Origin of the sequence: Gluconobacter albidus (assembly GCF_002723915.1) — a bacterium.
Lineage (GTDB): Bacteria > Pseudomonadota > Alphaproteobacteria > Acetobacterales > Acetobacteraceae > Gluconobacter > Gluconobacter albidus.
Window position 1 is genome coordinate 1 of sequence record NZ_BEWL01000019.1, and the last position, 18,181, is coordinate 18,181.

Consider the following 18,181-nt stretch of genomic DNA (forward strand, 5'->3'; position numbering starts at 1 on the left):
GGATCAATATTTTATCATTGGTCTGTATTTAAGCCGTTTTTTGGGCTGAATGAATCGTGGGGGTTTCCCAGTGACGTCGTGATTTGATTCAAAAGTATCAGCCGGAATGAGGACGGTTCTGGATGTCATCATTTACATTGTCTCTGGATCTTCGCGAGCATGTTGTCACGGCTGTATCGACCGGTCCGTCGCGTCGTCAGGTTGCGGCACGGTTTGGCGTAAGTACGTTGCGCTCTTGCTGCACCAACCCGCAGTACTACTGCCAGAGTGCTTCGGGGGATCGACTGTCTCATCAGATTGAGGTGCAAGCAGAGCATGTTAATGCGTTGATGATTGCCCAGAAGGACGATCAGACCGGGGCCAAAATCCTTACCTGACTGTCTGCTAGACGCTATGATGACACCACGACACGAAAACCGTTTCCACGCCAGAATCCGTTAGGCTCAAGACTGCCGCGATAGGTACAACAAGCTTTCATGCGATTACTGGAAAAACAGCCACCCCGTAAAACGCGTCGGATCGAGACGTCCGCATAAAGCGCCTCGCGCCCATCGTCGCGATATGGATAGGCGAAATCCGGTGACGCCATATCCGATCCCCATAACGTCGTTGTCCACTCCCAGATGTTCCCCACCATGTCATCGATGCCATATGGCGAACGCCCGTCAGGGCATAGCCCGACGGCGACCGGATTATTCAGACCCAATTCACCGGAATTTGCCCTTCCCTGCATCCATGGTCCCATCCAAGGATACAGGACGTCGCCCGACACGTCTGGCTGATCCCCCCGTGCAGCGCGCTCCCATTCCGTTTCAGTGGGGAGTCGTACAACATCGTTGGGTGCTATATGGCCCTCCGCACGCCAGCGCCGCGTCAGCCATATACAATACTCACAAGCATCATACCACGTAAGATCCGTCGCAGGAGCATTCGTGCGATCAGCCCTTAGGGCATCGGGCGAATGCCACGCACGCCCTGTCTCACGTACAAATACTCCATATGCCGCCACTGTCACGGGATACTGACTAATACGATATGCCGCCAGCGTAACGGTATGCACCGGCTGTGAATTCGGATGGGTGTCCGACCCGATGACGCTCCATCCTGCCGGTACTGCGATCAATGCGTCTAACGTACGCGGGTCACCAAGCATGGCGAGGTATCGTGCTGCCTGATCGCGCAACACCAGCGTAATGCCGCTCCGCTCAATCGTCGTGACAAGTGCGCGTCGTGCTAACGAAGTTAGATCGTCGTCTTTCGTCAAATTCAGGCAGAGTGCCGCTCCTGATAGCGCCCCGATCGCCCAAGGGTCAGACAGTTCAAGCAACCCCCGCGCCAGCTCCGTCGTCTGCTCACCACGTTGATGCAGGATATCTGTGAGAAATGGAATCATTGATCGCCAACGGATCGGAGCGTGCGCGATACGAGCCATAACGTCGTGCTCTGGGAGCATAGAAAACGCTCTTGCGGCCAATACAGGAAACAGCGCGGTTCGCGCAAATTCCGAGGTGATCAGCCTGTCCGGGTTAGCTGACGGCCCATCAGATAAAGCCGCGGACGTTAAGGCTAGCCGACGTTCGGTCGACTGAGCACTTAACCATGCGTCCACGATCGTGATCGGATCGTCACCATTTATCTGGCCGACTGCCGCCGCGGCAACGAACAGATCTGGACGCGCGGGCATGATGTCCGGCTCCGCCCGACACCCATACCAGGACAATGCGTCGACCTTCTGTTGGCGGTTCAGGCCAATCAGGGAGAACGGCGCAAACGCATCTGGAACGGACAGACCTCGGCATAAATAGCCATCTGCCAGAACGACTACCCGTAGCGTAGAGTGCATACTCAACAGACCTGCGGCAGCTCGAAGAAATGACTCAGGATCAGAACATTTTTCAAGTCCATCACAAATCAGAAGAGTGTTCGTCTCCAGAAGGCCTTTATCGGCTAAAGTACTGAGCACTTCCTCGCAGTTCTGGCCATTGTCGAGGCGGCAGAGAACCGGCATAGGGGCTGGACCTATCCATTTTTCCTGCTGACGGATACCCTCCGCGTTACGCGCTACGGTCCGCGTAAGCGCCGCCAGACCATAGCGACTGTCCCTAACAGACGCTCCCGCGAGATTAAGAGCCAAATCAAGAGAAAAACTTGTTTTCCCAGAACCTGTATCTCCAAACAGAAGGCAGCCGCGTTCCTTGGCCACCATTTCCAAGGCCGTAAAGTGAACCGGTGGACGAGGCGCAGTCGGATCCTCAAGCCTACGAAGGCCTTTGGCTTCCATATCCTCTTGCGTGTAACTGACCAGCAGCGGGATATACGCCTGATGCACGGCGAGAGACGTCCCGTCCGCCTTCCAGACCAGAGGCTGATCTCCAAAACGGCTGATCAGGTCCCGTGCCCCGACATACAGATTGCTCATAAATGTCACGCCTGAAACAGTGCTGCCACCGAGGGGTCATGAAAGCGCTGGATTTCAATCGCATAACCGGCAGGGTCTTCAAAAAAGAAATGCTCGCAAAACCGGCCTTTTTGAATCTCGCCTACGCCGCTAGCGCCGACTGACACCATGCGAGCGTGCCAGCCTTCTACATCCTTAGCAACGATGGTCAGCAATACCGCGCTACGCGGCTGATGCTGCAAGTGACCGCGATTGCCGTCGACAATCCCAAAGTAACTTCCTGCTCCCACACGGTAAATGCGCGCCATGCCCTGATCCAAAACCAGCTCGAAGCCCAACACCTCCTCATAAAACGGGATGACTGACGTCATATTCTCGTAATAAAAAAAAGTAATGCTATAGTCTTTCTTCATAAACAAAACCTTCTACGCGAAATGCAAAATACCCTTGTGGTCCACTGATAATCCGTTCAGTCCTGAACGTGCGGCCACCAACGTCTCGGGATGAACCAGATATAGCCATGCTGGATTGGTCTGCAGCATAGACAGGCACCGGCCATAGGCCACAGCCCGGTGCTCTGGATCGACTGTCTCGTTCGCCTCAGTAATCAGTCTTTCAAGCGCAGCATCATCATAGCCTTGCCACCATACACCCCGGCTTGAACTACTGATCTTGTCATTGAGGATACGAAACGTACTATGCGGCGACGAGTCAAATATCGCGATATCGCCCATTTCTTTACATCCTATTTTGCGTGCATAGGCTGGCCTGTCATCATCAACATCGACGCGCACCTTCAAACCAACCTGCTGAAGAGAGTCCTGGATAAAGTTCGCGATCTTGAGGGCATGCTCAGGCATATATGTCGGGCTACACAGGGCGAGTTCCTCACGACAATCGAGCGTACGGAGCATCTCTCGCGCCGCATCCGGATCGTAGTCGATCGCACGAAGCCCGGCCTGCGACGCCCCGCAGTGCCAGGGGCTTACGACCGTCGCCGCTGGACACGCCAAACCATCATAAACCTGCTGACAAAGATGCCGCCTGTCGATCGCTAAATTCACCGCCCGACGCGCCACTTCCGACCTAAAAAACCCGCGCGCGCAATTCAGATACGCCATTACCGACAGGCAATGCGTAGCATGAACCCACTGCAGCGCCGCTCCCTCCCGGCGCGGCAGATTTTCCAAACAGTCGAGCTGACATGCAACATCCACACGCCCTGCTGTGACCTCTGCCAGACGCGCCTCCGCGTTCGGCAGAGCCTCTATTCTCACTCTACGCCCATTGGCATGACTCAACCGAACCGATTGCCCGCGCGTGAACGCCTCCACACGATATTGGCCGCTACCGATCGTCGCATTTCCCTCGCAATCAATGCGAGACAGATAGAACTCCGTGAAAATTTCGGGCAGATCGCCCATGGAACGTGCAGTGGTCACGCACAACGTCGTCTCAGAAATCGCAGCGAACTGCACATGGGCGAAGTATCTGGCATAGGACCACTTCATGCCGAACGTATCGACCGAGTTGCTTATCGCCTCCAAGAAGTCGACGACATCCTGGGCCGTGCAGCGATGCCCATCGTGAAAGACAGGATCGGAACGAAGATGAAAATGCCAAACACAGCCGCTCTCATCCACCTCCCAGCGCCCGAATAAAGCGGCTCCGACATACCCATCGGTCCACGCGCAAAGCGGTTCCATAACAAGAGATTTAAGCGTGAGGATGCTGCGGTCGTCGGTAACCCGGCTCGCTGGCAGGAAGTCTACCTTTTCCTGCACGATATGCACGTCATTAAAATACGGGGTGCTCATTTGATCGTCCACCGCTCACGCATTCGGATTGAGATAGTCTGACATCGCATCGGCGATCAGATTGAATGAAAGAACAGTCAGCATGATGGCCGCACCCGCACTCATCAACACCCAAGGAGCGACGCGGACATAGTCCAGATTAGCCGCAATATCAGCGCCCCATTCTGCTGACGGCGGTTGTGCCCCCAAGCCAAGAAAACCCAGGCTGGACACTTGGAGAATCGCCGATCCCACCGACAGCGATGCCAGTGTCAGCATCGGCGAGATACCGTTGCGCAACACGTGGCGCACCATGATCCGCAGTCCCCCAACCCCCAGAACGCGCGCGGCTTCGACATATAGCATTCCCGAAACGTGCTGAGCTTGACGCCGCGACAGACGGGCGAATTGAGGTATCATCGTGATAGAAATCGCCAGCATCGCATCCAGTAGTCCCGGCCCAAGGGCCGCGGCCAGCGCGATTGCCAGGACAAGCGCCGGAAAGCTGAGCACCGCGTCTACGATGCGCATCGACACAGCATCGAACAGGCCACCGCGAAAGCCAGCTACTGTCCCCACTCCCACCCCGACGATAAAAGCTATGGTCACCACCCCTAACCCGATCGCCAGCGTATGACGACCGCCATACAAGGTACGCGTCAACACATCCCGACCAAATAGGTCCGTGCCTAAAGGATGCGTCAGGCTAGGAGCTTGCAACATCCGAGGTACGTCCATATGGTCAGGGACGCCCGATGTCACCAGCGGCGCGATCGTCATCAGAATGAGCATGATGCCCAGGATGGCAACTCCCGCGCGTCCCCCGCGATGGACAAGCATATGTTGAAAAAAACGGGTCATCGTGCACGCTCTCGCCGCAACCGGGGGTCGATCCAGGCGCTCAGGACATCGGCGCCAAGGGATACAGTCATGAAAATAATGGCGAAGACCAGCGTCGTGCTTTGAATGACAGGATAATCACGGTCCCGAATGGCTTCGAACACATACCGGCCAATCCCCGGCCATGAAAACACGGTCTCGGTCAGGATCGCGCCTCCAAGCATATCACCGAACTGCACCCCAAGAATCATAATGGCCGGTCCTACGGCATTCGGAAGCGCATGGTTCAGCAGGATCTGCCTCTCGTTCATGCCTTTTGCCCGCGCCGTTCGGATATAATCTTCCGACAGCGTCTCGATCATCACATTGCGCAGAAAACGACCGAGCATGGCGGTCAGAAACGAGGCCAGCACCGTCGCCGGGAGGATGATATGCCCAAGCAAATCGGTAAAGGCGACAAAATTGCACCCAAGAAGACTGTCGATCAACAGGAAACCACTGCGTCCATCATCGATCATGAACGCGCTGGATCGTCCCGCAACGGGCAGCCACCCCAGCCAGGCACTGAACACATACTGCAAGCCGAAAGCCAGCAAGAATGCCGGAATTGACACCCCGCACAACGAAAAGAACTGTAACGCACCATCCATAACGCCACCCGGCCGCCGCGCGGCCATAACGCCCGCAGGAACACCGATCGTCACGGCAAGTACGAATGCTACCATGGCCAGTTCTATCGTCGCTGGCAGACGAGCGGCCAACGCGTCAACGACCGGACGCCCGGTACGGATCGAAGTCCCGAGATCACCGCGCGCCAGCCCCCCGACATAATCGAAGAACTGCAATGTGGTTGGTCGATCAAGACGCAGTTCGTGGCGCAACGCACTGATCTGGGCATTAGTGGCCCCGGGGCCCAGCAAGGTGATCGCCGGATCGCCGGGAATCATCCGCGTCAGACCAAACACGATCAGCAACACCAGTCCCAGAACAGGAACCATGGCCATGATCCTGCGCAATATATAAGCGCTCATCACGACCCACCTTCTTTGAAAACACTCCAGTATTCAGTTAGCGGCGGTGTGGCCTTGATCACCAACCCTCGCACCTCCCGCCGCGCGAACACGATCACCTTATTAGTAAACAGATACACGGCGGGCAAGCGCGCCAGAAGTCTCGCCTGGAGCGTCGCGTAAAGTGCTTTGCGCCGTGCCGGATCGGTCTCAGCCTGCGCGTGCAGGATCAGCCCATCCATGGTGGTAGAAGCAGGCATGCGAAATGTCATAGCGGTTTCGGCAAGTGTGGAGAGATAGCCGATCGTGATATGGGCATCTGGATCGTTATACCAAGGCTCCCGCCCGTCGAGAGCCGTATCGAAACGCCCGGCCACATGCACAGCGCGCAAAGATGGGAATTCCATCTGTTCGATGGTGGCCTCAATCCCGACAGCAGCCAGATTAGATTGAAGAAATGTCGCGACCGTGGCCCAGAATGTTCCCTCAAACGTATACAAAGTGATGTGCAGCGCACCTGGCCCGAAACCCGCTTCAGACAGTAGAGCAACAGACCGAGCCGGATCGAACCGAGGGGCAAGGTCACGCATAGCAGGATCAAACGCCCAATTGCTGCCTGGCAACGGACCGAAGGCGCGATCGACAGTTCCGGCCAAAACGCCGTCTATCAGTTCGTCATAATCGATCGCGTGGGCAATCGCTTGACGCACTCGCAGATCGGCCACAGGCCGCCCAGTGGCCCGATTATTAAATTCCAGCTGACGCATAATCTGACTGGAGACCTCGATCACCTGAATATCAGGATCACGTCGGAAGGACAGTATGTCGGCCATAGGTAATGACGATAACTGCGCATTCTGCTGGCAGACGTCGATCTCGCCGCGCTCCAGCTCAAGCCTGCGCGTGGAGGCATCAGCGATCACGCGATACACGAGGTATGAGAGTCGAGCCGCTCCACGGAAATAAGTAGGATTTTTCGACAGCGTCAGCCCGACATCCGGCACGTAACGGTCCACGCGAAAGGCACCGGTTCCGACTGGTCGGGTGGAAAAATCCCGGCCCATCGTCCGGACCGCCGTGGGACTGACGATCCCACTCTGCGGCTGGGCCAGCAACGACAAAAAGAATGGGACCGGGCGGAATAATTCGAAATCCAACGTCAGGGGTCCGGTCACCTTGATCAGCCGCAGCGCGTCCAGACTTGCACGCATGTAGGGATTTAGCCGCCGTGTACGTTCGAGGGAAAACCGAACGGCTTCCGCGTCCAGAGGCGTGCCATCATGGAACGTCACCCCCTCGCGTAGGACAAAGCTATAGCGGGTCCCGTCATTGGAAACTTGCCAACGTTCCGCCAGTCGACCTTCAGGCTCGGCATCCTTGTCCGACGCCCATGCCACCAAAGAGTCGAACACATTCAGGATAATCTCGCTCCCAATTGGTTCCGCTCGATTGTCTGCGGGCTCCAGCCCGACAGGATCGGAACCGATCGCCACAACAAGAATATCGTCGCGTGAGGGCTGCGCACTGGCAAACGCCACGTCGAGGACGGCGGATGTCCCCATACCGAGACCCGAAACCAGAACCGCACGGCGGCAGAGACGAAGCGGAACAGCCATGGATTTTGAGGCTCCGTCTAAAAAAGAAGCAGGAAACGACTAATATTCTATCTAATATATCAGGGCGACCTTACGGGTCAATTTCCCGCCACTCGCTTTGAACCCTGTGGCGCTACTCCATGATAGGGGACGACGTACTGGCCGCCAGCCAATCAATGATCTGACGGGCGCACAAACACAACATCGCCCGCAATCGACCCGCATCGTGCCGCCCCAATGGAAAGTCAAAACGATGCGCAGAAGTGACAGAACTGTGTAATCCAGTGCGTGAAGATCAACTAGGCCAGCAGCTCCGTACTGATCAACACGATACTCGGCCAGACATCACACAGTAATTCGTCGTTGATCGTGTCCGGGCGTTAGGAGCGATGAAGTACCACCACGTCGGACAGTCGGAGCAAATCCTTCAATTCCGTAAAACAGATGTAACGTTTGGACGCCATACGTTGCTACCACTGGATGACTGCGTGGAAGTTTCTCGACCATCTCCGGATCCGTACCGTTCTGATCAAGCGATGGAATCCACGTCACCGAATAACCCTGTAATCGCAATACAGCCTAGTCTCGTTCCACGCGCTTCGACAGGATCTGTGAAGCCATGGGATCGAACATCGTCTGACGAAATCCAATCATACATAGCCGAACAGTCGGGCGGAACGGATGAGCCAGACAGTCAAGGCAGCACCCGTCAAACAGGGCCGGTCACCACGCCGCATGACAGGCGACCTCGCGCCCCGGAGCCATCGTGCGGGCTGGCGGGTCAACGTGCCGGCATATATCCAGACGCTCCGCGCAACGCGCATAAAACGGACAGCCCGCGAAAGTCTGAACCGGGTCCATTGGAGCGGCCGGCGCAGCAAGTTCCGACAACGGGCGTGCGCGCGGGACAGAGCGCAGTAGCATTCGTGTGTATGGGTGCAGCGGCGTGTCGAACAGCGCGTCGCGACATCCGGACTCCACAATGCGGCCACGATATAAAACGGCGACTCTATGGCTGACGCGCCTCACGACGGCGAGGTCATGTGCAATGAACAGATACGCTAATCCTAACTGCTCACGAAGATCACGCATAAGATTAAGAATATGAGCCTGCACCGAAACATCTAGCGCCGAAACCGCTTCATCCGCCACAATCAGATCCGGGTTCGTCGCCAGAGCGCGAGCGATCCCGACGCGCTGCTTCTGACCACCGGAGAACGCGTGCGGTCGACGCCCGGCAGCTAACGGATTCAGCCCTACCTGCTGCAAAAGCGCCGCCACGCGCTCATCTCGCTCAGCCTGTGACAGACCGGGTTGCGTCGACTCAATTGCTTCGGCGACCGAAGCTCCGATACTGATTGCGGGATCCAGAGAGTTATGCGGATCCTGGAAAATCATCTGCACCCGCGACCGGAACGGGCGGAACTGACGTTCCGACATCGCAGTGATATCGTGCCCATCAAAGAACACACGCCCGCTCGTCGGTGAGACAAGACGTAGCGCCATGCGACCCAAAGTGGATTTCCCGCTACCGCTTTCACCCACAATTCCAACGATCTCTCCCCGCGCGACAGACAGCGAGATGCCGTGCAGAACCGGGGTCACCCCGGATTGTTGCCACGGGACGAGCGACGGTCGACCGTATGACTTTGTAACGGCGTCGAACCGTAGGAGAGCTGTCACGTTGCCGCCTCCACTGGATGAAAGCAGCAGACAAAGCTATTTGCGCCGAAAGTAGTGTGCCCCGGGAAAGCGTGCGTGCAGTTCGTATCGGCACGGGTGCAGCGCGGTGCAAAACTACATCCTGGCGGCAAGGCACGCAGTTCAGGAACTGTGCCGGGAATAGCGTAGAATAGATCTGACGCATCCTCCAGATCCGGCATAGAATCCATCAAGCCGCGCGTATAAGGATGGCGGGGGATCGAAAACAGCGTATGCACATCAGCCTGTTCGACCAGACGCCCCGCATACATCACGGCCACCCGATCGGCATACGTCGCAACCACCCCCAGATCGTGCGTTATCATCAATATCCCCATGCCACGCCTGACCTTGAGGATATGCAGTAGATCCATAATCTGCTTCTGGATCGTCACGTCCAACGCCGTTGTCGGCTCATCGGCAATTAGTAAGATCGGATCACAGGAAATAGCCATCGCAATCATCACACGCTGACACATCCCACCCGATAACTCGTGCGGATAGGCGTCGTAACAACGAACTGGGTCAGCCAGTCCGACTTCCTCAAGCAGTGCAATCGCACGCTGTCGAGCAGCCTTGCGCGACAGGCCCATATGACGGCGCACTGTTTCCGAAATCTGCCGACCGACACTGCGTACCGGATTAAGCGCCGACATCGGGTTTTGGAAAATCATCGCCATCTCGCGACCACGGATCGCGGACATCGCTTTCTCCGGCGTAGTCGCTATATCCCGACCCAGTAGGGTGATACGGCCACTGGTATTCAGCCCATTCGTCAACCGCATCAGTGCCAACGACGTCATGCTTTTGCCGCAACCGGATTCCCCTAGCAGCGCCAGCATTTCTCCTGCAGCCACCTGCAAGGTGAGGTCGTTCACGATTACAATGGAGTTGTCTGGCGTTGTAACCGTTAGGGCGGCCACGTCCAGAACCGCTACCCTAGGATCAGAAGGTGAGCGTGGTTGCATCAGCGGCGCTGAAGGCTCTGCCGCATGCGGTCCAATCCCTGAAGCAGGGTTGCCCGTGTGCAGCCAAAATTCAGACGGACAAAGTCCTGCGTTTCGGTCTCGTGAAATTCGGACCCCGCGCTCAGCGCGACTTTGGCCTCACGCAGAAAAAAAGCTTGCGGCTCTTCATCTAATTTCAGCGCCGAACAGTCGAGCCACGCGAGAAAAGTAGCCTGTGGCGCATGGACCGTGATACCGGGCAGTGTCGTGCGGATCGTATCGACAAGAACGTCGCGATTGGCCTGCAGATAAGCAAGCTGCGCGTCGCGCCATTCAGCCCCTCCCGCCAGAGCGGCCTCTGTGGCTACCAAACCGAACAGATTGACGCTATCGACCATACCAAGACGATGTGCCTCGAACCGAGCACGGATATTTGGATCGGTTATAATTGCAAAAGCGGTTTTCAAACCGGCAATATTGTATGTCTTGCTTGCGGCCATCAGGGTAATGGTACGCCGCGCGATGTCATGAGACAGGCTGGCGATCGGCGTGTGGGTTCGTCCATCAAACACCAGATCGCTATGAATTTCGTCCGAAATGATTAGCGCATCCCGTCGTGTGCAGATGTCGGCAATCCCCAAAAGCTCCTGCCGGGTGTAAACTTTCCCAGACGGGTTATGCGGATTACACAGCAGGAATGCGCGGACACCAGCCATTTGCGCGTCGAAGTGCGCAAGATCGATAGCCCACTCGCCCGATGCGTTCGGATCGAGGCGGATATCACGTCGCGTGAGGCCCCAGTGGCCAGGCGCGCGAAGAACCGGTCGGTATATCGGCGTCTGAACTGCGATGGAATCGCCAGGATGGAGAAAGGCCTTCATCGCCATGTTAAAGCCCGGCTCCACCCCCGGCAACAGCACAATATCGGCTGGACTGATCTCCCAGTCGAAACGGGTGCGCAGTTCCGTGACGATCTGCGCACGCAGGGTGTCCTGCGCCACGGCGTATCCGAAAACAGGATGTGCGGCGCGTTTGCGGATGGCATCGACAATCGCTGGTGCCACTACGAAATCTGTATCCGCCACCCACATGGGCAGAACGTCGGCAGGATAGCGCGTCCATTTGTTGCTGCCTGTGCTGCGGCGATCCACTATCGCGTCAAAATCGAATGTCATGTATTATGCTTTTTTTTGAGTCTCAGGCTAGATGAAGTAACAAACTAAGGAGATTAACAGCGTCCCCGTGTTTCTGGTTATATGGGATCCAAAGTTGCTCCGTTCCGGTTTCCATAGATCAAAGCATGACACTTCACGGCCAATCAGCCAGGTTCTGGACCAATGGCCACAGGGCGGCACGGGTCAGCACTCCAAGCCGACCACGAACCAGCATACATGGGCGCGTCAATCCCGAGCATCATCAGTGCCGCCACCGTATGTGCCGCCGACACGCCTGCCCCGCAATAAACACCTACGGGTCGACTGCCATCCGCACCGGTCGCGGTGTAGAGCGATCGAAGGGTGACAAAATCGGAAAAATGGCCGTCTGGCGTGAGGTTGTCGGGCGCTGGAACATTGACCGCCCCCGGAATATGGCCGCGCGCGGGCGAGCCCGCAGGCACATCCCCACCGCAATAGTTCGGCGCGATGCGTGTGTCCAGCAACACGCCTGTTCGTGCCAGTCGAGCCGCCGAATCCGCATCGAGTTCTGGCATGCCACCCGGATGCACCGAAACATTACTCGAAGCGGGCGGCGGGGGTACCTCCGTGACAATAGGCCCTCCGGCCGAGGCCCAGGCCGCAAAGCCACCATCGAGCATCACAACACGCTCGAAGCCCGCCCAACGCAGCACCCACCATACACGTGCAGCCAATAAATTCCCGTCATGATCGTAGACGACGACAAGGCGATCTTTACACAACCCCAATCGACGTACCGTCTCCTGAAGCATTGCGACGTCCGGCAATGGCCGTGAACCGTGCTGCGGGTGAGAGGGGGCGGCGAAATCCACCGTCATGTCAGCGTCCTGCGCACCCGGCAGTCTTGGCGCACTCTCGAATGGGCGCGGACAAGTCGTATCAGGCGACCTGATCGCCAGCACGAATAGCGCTTGATCCGCTTCCAAGAGCTGGGCCAGAGTAGAAGCAGAAATCAGAACGTCTTCGCGGCGATCGGTAAACATAACGCTCCTAAGGTCTTGTCAGAGTATCACAGACGAAGAGTGGTCGTTGAGAATGGCTGCCGTGAGGCCAGCACGAGTACTTTCAATATGCTTGGCCATAATTTTTCCAGCATAGCCAGACTCACGACCACGAAGAACGTCCACGATTTGCGTGTGCTCTTGATTGGTTTCTGTATTGATGTCTCGTTGACGGACACCCATGTGGAAAAAGCGCTCGCTTTCCTCAAGATGATTAATAATAATCGAAATTAATCGTGGATTTCTGGAGCCTTTGGCAATCGCGATGTGGAATTGGCGATTGGCATCGATAAAATAATCAATGCTGTTTTCTTCTTGTACACTGTATGATGTCCGAGCCAGTTCGGCCAGAAGATCGAAGTCTTCTTCCGTCATATTACGAGCGGCCAGGGATGCGGCGGTTTGTTCTAAAACGGAGCGAACCGCGAAGAGATCATTGATATCTTTAATCGTGACAGGACGGATACGATACCCACGACGCGGGAAGACTTCCAAAAACCCGTCCATAGACAATCGCGCAAGCGCTTCCCGAATAGGGGTTTTGCTAGTGCCTAACCGCTCGGCAAGCTCTAGTTCCGACACGTCACTATCAGGCGCAAGCTGACAGGTGATGATTTCCCGCCGCAGCATTGCGTAAACCTGATCTGTAAGTGAGGGTTCTCGGCGTGACCCTACGCGGGGCAATGAGCTCAAAGCGATCTTGGTCAACGACTAGCCTTTCATCAGGATCACGGCCCTGGATTAATAGAACTGTAATCCGCGCAGCAGAAGTGTACCCTAAGATATTTCTATTGGTATATCAACGCAACTGGTGGCAGAATCGAGTTGTATACGAGCGCCCTTTTGTTCGAGCTCGAGTTGGGTGCATGCGGTAGGCGCATCTATTTTCGCCAACCATGACCGCGCTCTTGTTTCCCAAAAAGACAGCGTATTGGAAATGCTACACACTCAATGCAGGTGGGTAATCTAGGTCGCGTTGACAAAAGATCTGATCCAGAGCCTTGCGGCGGCGAGATTGAGGAAACTCATGAAGGACAAGGCGGTCTTGTCGTAGCGCGTCGCGATACGGCGCATCTGCTTGAGTTTGTTGAACATCCGTTCGATGCGGTTGCGCTCCCTGTAACGCCGCCAGTCTGTTTTCTGTGGAGCACTGCGGCTTTTGCGCGATGGAATAACCGGCAGGATCCCGTGGATCAGCAGATCCTGGCGGAAGCTGTCACTGTCATAGCCCCGATCAGCCAGCATGGCTTTGGGGATCGGGACAGACAGCTTCATCAGGGCGTCTGTGGCTTTGTAGTCCGAGACCTGGCCTCCGGTAAGGACAAAGCCAAGAGGACATCCCTGATTGTCACATCGGGCATGGATTTTGCTCGTAAAGCCGCCGCGTGATCGACCAAAACCCTCCGAATGAGCCCCCCTTTTGCGCCCGTTGCCTGGGAGTGGGCGCGGACTACGGTGCTGTCGACCATATGCTGCCAGTCATCACTCAGACCCAGGTCCACCAGGGTTTGTAGCAGGGCATCCCATACCCCCTGTTCAGCCCAACGCCGGAACCTGACATAGAACGAGTTCCATTTGCCATAGCGCTCATGCATGTCCCGCCACGGACAGCCTGTGCGCAGAACATGCAGCATACCATTGAGAAACAGGCGGTTGTTTCCAGTTGGTCGAGCCCAACGTCCGCGCTCAGGCGGCAGAAGCGGACCAATTATCGCCCATTCCTGATCCGTCAGATCACCTCGTGCCATGCCCGCTCCACCGTACCGTCTGCGTTGAAGCAAGCTGTGAATCAGATCTCAGGCTGATCGTATAGACCTTTTATCAACGCGACCTAATCAAATTGCAACAAACTATCGTGTATGGTGGTTTGTATTATATCGCTTCACCCATTGATATTTTTTTGGATATACGTTTTGGTATATCACCAGACATATTCCACGTGAAATAGTAGGTATTTTATCATGGTTGCGGCATCCAGACGTTTCGGCTTCCTAGCGTTTACCGCTCTCGCTGCCCTTCCTGCCGCGAAAGCGAGAGCACAAAGTACGCAGGTGACCACAAAGCCAGTTTACGAAAATCCTGCCGAGGAAGCCGTAATTGTTACCGGCACCCGCGAGACAGGGAAAAAGGCACGCGAGAGCCTTAACCCGATCGACGTGATCTCCGCTCGAGAGTTGGCCCGCACGGGTCAGACGAACGTACGCGACGCATTGATGCAGTTGCTGCCTTCTGTAAATCATCAGACGCAAGGGACAACCGTTGGTGCTCTGACGGATTCGATTAGCCTGCGTGGACTAAGCCCGAATCAGACGCTGATCTTGGTGAATGGAAAGCGACGCCATACCACAACCAATATTCAAACAGATGCGGGCCCGTTCCGCGGATCGACGCCGGTAGACATTGATATGATCCCGATGTCGATGATCGATCACATCGAAGTGCTGCGCGACGGTGCTTCGGCGCAATACGGTTCAGATGCGGTGGCGGGTGTCATTAATATCATTCTGAAAAGCGCTGATCATGGAGGCGCCATATCGGACGAGGCAGGTGCCTATAGTGCTGGTGACGGTTTTACCGAGAACCTGAATTTTGATCATGGCTTCGCTCTGGGAAGCCGGGGCTGGCTACATGCCGGATTGAGTTATCAGCATCGTGAACGTACCGACCGCACAGGTGTGGACACACGCACAGGCTTGCGGGACAGCCACTGGATCGGCGACCCGCTTAGTGACCGGATTTCCGCCGCGATCAATGCAGGATACCATATTACTACGGGGATCGAGGCGTACACTACGTTGACCTACGCGCACCGTAATGCCAGCACGTTCCAAATCTATCGTTTACCGTCCACGCTACCCTCAATCTATCCGAATGGCTTCTCCCCCATTCTAGGTATCACCGAAAACGATTACGCGGCGACTGTAGGTCTGCGCGGCGGAAACTTTCTCGGGTGGAACTGGGACCTGAGCAGCACCTATGGGGGCGATCGCACCAATATAGGCATGCAGCAATCGGCGAACACCGGTATCTACGCGGCAACCGGCACTACGGACACAAGTTTTCACCTGACGGACTCCGCCTCCACGCAGCTGACAAATGATTTCGATGTAAAACGCAGTTTCAAGCCGACCTTCTGGGCTTTCCCGATTAACGTGGCGCTGGGAGCCGAGCAGAGATTTGAAACCTATTCGATCGGTAGAGGCAGCTATGAATCCTACACTCTAGGCGGTTCGCAGGCTGTGCCGGGTGTTCAACCAGAGAGTGCTGGAACACACTCGCGGGTCGTATACGGCGTGTATGGAGACATCTCCACGCATATCACCAAAAAACTACAGGTCGACATGGCCGGCCGCTTCGAGCATTATACTGACTTCGGCAATACCGAGGCCGGCAAGATCGCCGCACGCTATGACGTTACGAAATGGTTCGGTATTCGTGGTACCGTCAATAATTCGATCCGTGCACCAACTCTTGCAGAAGAGTACCATACGTCGGCGACAGTCACGACGACAGGTGCTACGGGTGAGCTAGCACCAAGCTCCCCCGGAGCAAGACTGCTTGGCGCCAACAATCTGAAACCCGAGCGTTCGACAAATGTCACCGCAGGGTTTGTCCTGCATCCGCTGCACAATCTCGATATCGCCGTCGACGCTTATCAACTCGACATCCGAGACCGCATAATGGACGGTGGGACGTATAGCGGCGCGATGGCTATCGCAGCATTCGAGGCGAACGGCCGTTCGCTGCCTAGCAACGTCTCTCTCTCTGGCGTCTCAGCCTCATACCTGACCAACGCGGCAAGCACTCGCACACGTGGCGTGGATATCACGGGTAATTATCGCATCGACCTTGAACAGAATGGCCGACTTACCCTCGACGTAGCCTTAAACCTGAATGAAACAGGCATCCGCCATACCGGAACAAACACGCTAGGCCGCTCATTGTTGAACCTTCAGCAGATTGCGTATCTAACCACCGATGCACCCCATAACGTTCTGATTTTCGGGGGCAATTGGACGAAGGGGCGCTGGAACATCAACCTGCACGAAATGCGTTACGGTCATATCTTTGACCAGATGACGATTCAGCAGGGTACTAATGCCTACTCGACCAGCGTGTTTGCACCTTACACTGCACATGCTCGATTCATCACAAATTTGAGTGTGTCTTATGCACCTGCAAACCGCTGGACAGTGACGGCAGGCGCAAATAACTTGTTCAACACGTATCCAACACGAGTTCCCTACGCTGCGACCTATTATGGGCAAGCCAAATATGACCGATACGGACAACAAATTGCCTTTAACGGCGGATTTTACTACATGAACGTATCGTATAGATTTTGAATATCTAATCTGGACTTCAGGCCTTGAAGTCCAGATTTTGTAGATGTATTCGCGGTGTGTGGGACCGTTGATGGCCTTCAGCTAAACGGCTTTCCACCCAGATATTAATGCGTCGTAAGCTGGGTGTGAGCACTAGAGCGTTTTCTGCCCTGAATGAATCGTTGTGGATTCCCAAATTGGCTGTGATCTGATTCAAGATGACAGCCGGGATGGAGGCCGGCTGTGGATGTCATCACGCACATTGTCTCTGGATCTCCGCGAACGTGTTGTTGCGGCCGTTTCGAATGGTCTGTCGCGGCGTCAGGCGGCTGAACGGTTTGGCGTCAGTCCGGCAAGTGCGGTTCGCTGGTGCGCTCTTGCCGCTACGACCGGCAGTCCTGCTGCCAGCCCCCGTGGCGGGGATCGTCTGTCTCACCGGATTGAGGCGCAGGCAGAGTGTATTCATGCGCTGATCGCGGAGAAGGACGATCTGACCCTGTCTGAAATCCGTGCCCGACTGGCTGAGGACGGCCATCATTTTGCAATCGGCACGCTGTGGCGTTTCTTCGCGCGTCATAAGATTACATGGAAAAAAAGACCGCTCACGCGGCGGAACAGGACCGGCCGGACATCCTGACACGACGGCAGGAGTGGTTCGATGCCCAGCCCGATCTCGATCCGGCGCGGCTGGTCTTCATTGATAAAACCTGGGCTTCCACGAATATGGCAAGACGCTACGGGCGGTGTCGACGTGGCCAGAGGTTGCGTTCCGCCGTGCCACATGGTCACTGGAAAACCACGACGTTCATCGCTGGGTTGCGACTGACCGGCATCGTGGCGCCCATGGTCCTGGATGGTCCGATCAATGGCCGCAGCTTCCAGACCTATGTCGATCGCGTGCTGGTACCCGATCTGCGGCCAGGCGACATTGTTATCATGGACAATCTCGGCTCTCACAAAGGTTTCGGCGTTCAGGCCGCCATCGAAGCAGCAGGGGCCACCGTGCGCTATCTCCCGCCCTACAGCCCGGACTTCAATCCCATCGAGAAGGCCTTCTCCAAACTCAAGGCCCATCTCCGTAAAGCCGCAGAACGCACACGCGACGCCTTGTGGGACAGGATCGGCACATTGATCGATCAGATCACTCCTACAGAATGCGCAAACTTCTTTACCGCCGCCGGATATGAACCAGATTGAGAGGAAAACGCTCTAGCTGTCAGGTTGTGAGACGTCATTGGCGTAAACCATGATACGATCGACGTCGTTCATGATACTGACTTCTGTCATAGTTTTATAGCTTCGATTACGCAGACGTGGTCTCTGCCTGAGGCGCTCGGCGACTTTGGCGGTAGGCGAAAGGCCGCCCAGAACT

The 18,181-nt window shown here is 55.9% G+C and carries 14 protein-coding genes and 2 pseudogenes; 3 read left to right on the forward strand and 13 right to left on the reverse strand.

Annotated features, from left to right (window positions below; genetic code table 11):
* The first annotated feature begins 122 nt into the window (after window positions 1–122).
* Window positions 123–377 carry a hypothetical protein gene (locus GAL01_RS15570; RefSeq protein WP_145995656.1) on the forward strand — a complete coding sequence of 85 codons (255 nt, stop codon included), beginning with the start codon at window positions 123–125 and terminating at the stop codon, window positions 375–377.
* Window positions 378–391: 14 nt separating this feature from the next.
* Here GAL01_RS15570 and GAL01_RS14500 read toward each other — a convergent pair whose 3' ends face one another.
* From GAL01_RS14500 to GAL01_RS16115, 12 genes and pseudogenes are all read right to left on the reverse strand, one after another.
* On the reverse strand, window positions 392–2,419 hold the full coding sequence (locus GAL01_RS14500; protein WP_099253366.1) for a formylglycine-generating enzyme family protein: 2,028 nt from the start codon (window positions 2,417–2,419) through the stop codon (window positions 392–394).
* Window positions 2,420–2,424: 5 nt separating this feature from the next.
* Window positions 2,425–2,811, reverse strand: a complete 387-nt coding sequence (locus tag GAL01_RS14505) for a VOC family protein (RefSeq protein ID WP_062027713.1) — start codon at window positions 2,809–2,811, stop codon at window positions 2,425–2,427.
* Window positions 2,812–2,823: 12 nt separating this feature from the next.
* The gene (locus GAL01_RS14510) at window positions 2,824–4,215 is read right to left on the reverse strand and encodes an ABC transporter substrate-binding protein (RefSeq protein ID WP_062027741.1); all 1,392 of its coding nucleotides are present in this window, start codon (window positions 4,213–4,215) and stop codon (window positions 2,824–2,826) included.
* A 15-nt stretch (window positions 4,216–4,230) separates the two neighbouring features.
* Window positions 4,231–5,055 (reverse strand): ABC transporter permease, encoded by an 825-nt coding sequence (locus tag GAL01_RS14515; protein WP_062027715.1) that lies wholly within the window; start codon window positions 5,053–5,055, stop codon window positions 4,231–4,233.
* Entirely contained in the window at window positions 5,052–6,065 is a 1,014-nt protein-coding gene (locus GAL01_RS14520) for an ABC transporter permease (protein ID WP_062027717.1), read from the reverse strand. Before GAL01_RS14520 ends, GAL01_RS14515 begins: the two co-directional genes overlap by 4 nt.
* On the reverse strand, window positions 6,065–7,660 hold the full coding sequence (locus tag GAL01_RS14525) for an ABC transporter substrate-binding protein (protein ID WP_062027719.1): 1,596 nt from the start codon (window positions 7,658–7,660) through the stop codon (window positions 6,065–6,067). The genes GAL01_RS14520 and GAL01_RS14525 overlap by 1 nt, the downstream gene beginning before the upstream one ends.
* 702 nt (window positions 7,661–8,362) lie before the next feature.
* Window positions 8,363–9,322, reverse strand: a complete 960-nt coding sequence (locus GAL01_RS14530; protein WP_082790615.1) for an oligopeptide/dipeptide ABC transporter ATP-binding protein — start codon at window positions 9,320–9,322, stop codon at window positions 8,363–8,365.
* Entirely contained in the window at window positions 9,319–10,263 is a 945-nt protein-coding gene (locus GAL01_RS14535; RefSeq protein WP_255308595.1) for an ABC transporter ATP-binding protein, read from the reverse strand. The genes GAL01_RS14530 and GAL01_RS14535 overlap by 4 nt, the downstream gene beginning before the upstream one ends.
* Before the next feature lie 44 nt (window positions 10,264–10,307).
* On the reverse strand, window positions 10,308–11,462 hold the full coding sequence (locus GAL01_RS14540) for a MalY/PatB family protein (protein ID WP_062027726.1): 1,155 nt from the start codon (window positions 11,460–11,462) through the stop codon (window positions 10,308–10,310).
* 143 nt (window positions 11,463–11,605) lie between these two features.
* Window positions 11,606–12,466 carry a sulfurtransferase gene (locus GAL01_RS14545; protein WP_062027728.1) on the reverse strand — a complete coding sequence of 287 codons (861 nt, stop codon included), beginning with the start codon at window positions 12,464–12,466 and terminating at the stop codon, window positions 11,606–11,608.
* Window positions 12,467–12,484: 18 nt separating this feature from the next.
* The gene (locus GAL01_RS14550; RefSeq protein WP_231865224.1) at window positions 12,485–13,192 is read right to left on the reverse strand and encodes a GntR family transcriptional regulator; all 708 of its coding nucleotides are present in this window, start codon (window positions 13,190–13,192) and stop codon (window positions 12,485–12,487) included.
* Window positions 13,193–13,450: 258 nt separating this feature from the next.
* Window positions 13,451–14,232 (reverse strand): annotated as a pseudogene (locus tag GAL01_RS16115) (IS5 family transposase).
* A 213-nt stretch (window positions 14,233–14,445) separates the two neighbouring features.
* On the opposite strand from GAL01_RS16115, the gene GAL01_RS14560 reads away from it, so the two are divergent.
* Together GAL01_RS14560 and GAL01_RS14565 are read left to right on the forward strand one after the other, a co-directional pair.
* Window positions 14,446–16,830, forward strand: coding sequence for a TonB-dependent receptor plug domain-containing protein (locus tag GAL01_RS14560; RefSeq protein WP_062027736.1), 2,385 nt, complete (start codon window positions 14,446–14,448; stop codon window positions 16,828–16,830).
* A gap of 226 nt (window positions 16,831–17,056) precedes the next feature.
* Window positions 17,057–18,006, forward strand: a protein-coding gene (locus GAL01_RS14565) for an IS630 family transposase (protein ID WP_408735350.1) whose coding sequence is annotated in 2 segments (ribosomal slippage) — window positions 17,057–17,399 and window positions 17,399–18,006 — 951 coding nt in all. Because the reading frame shifts where the segments join, the coding sequence is not laid out codon by codon here.
* 12 nt (window positions 18,007–18,018) lie between these two features.
* Here the strand turns inward: GAL01_RS14565 and GAL01_RS16215 are convergent.
* Window positions 18,019–18,181 (reverse strand): annotated as a pseudogene (locus GAL01_RS16215) (IS481 family transposase); the annotation flags it as partial.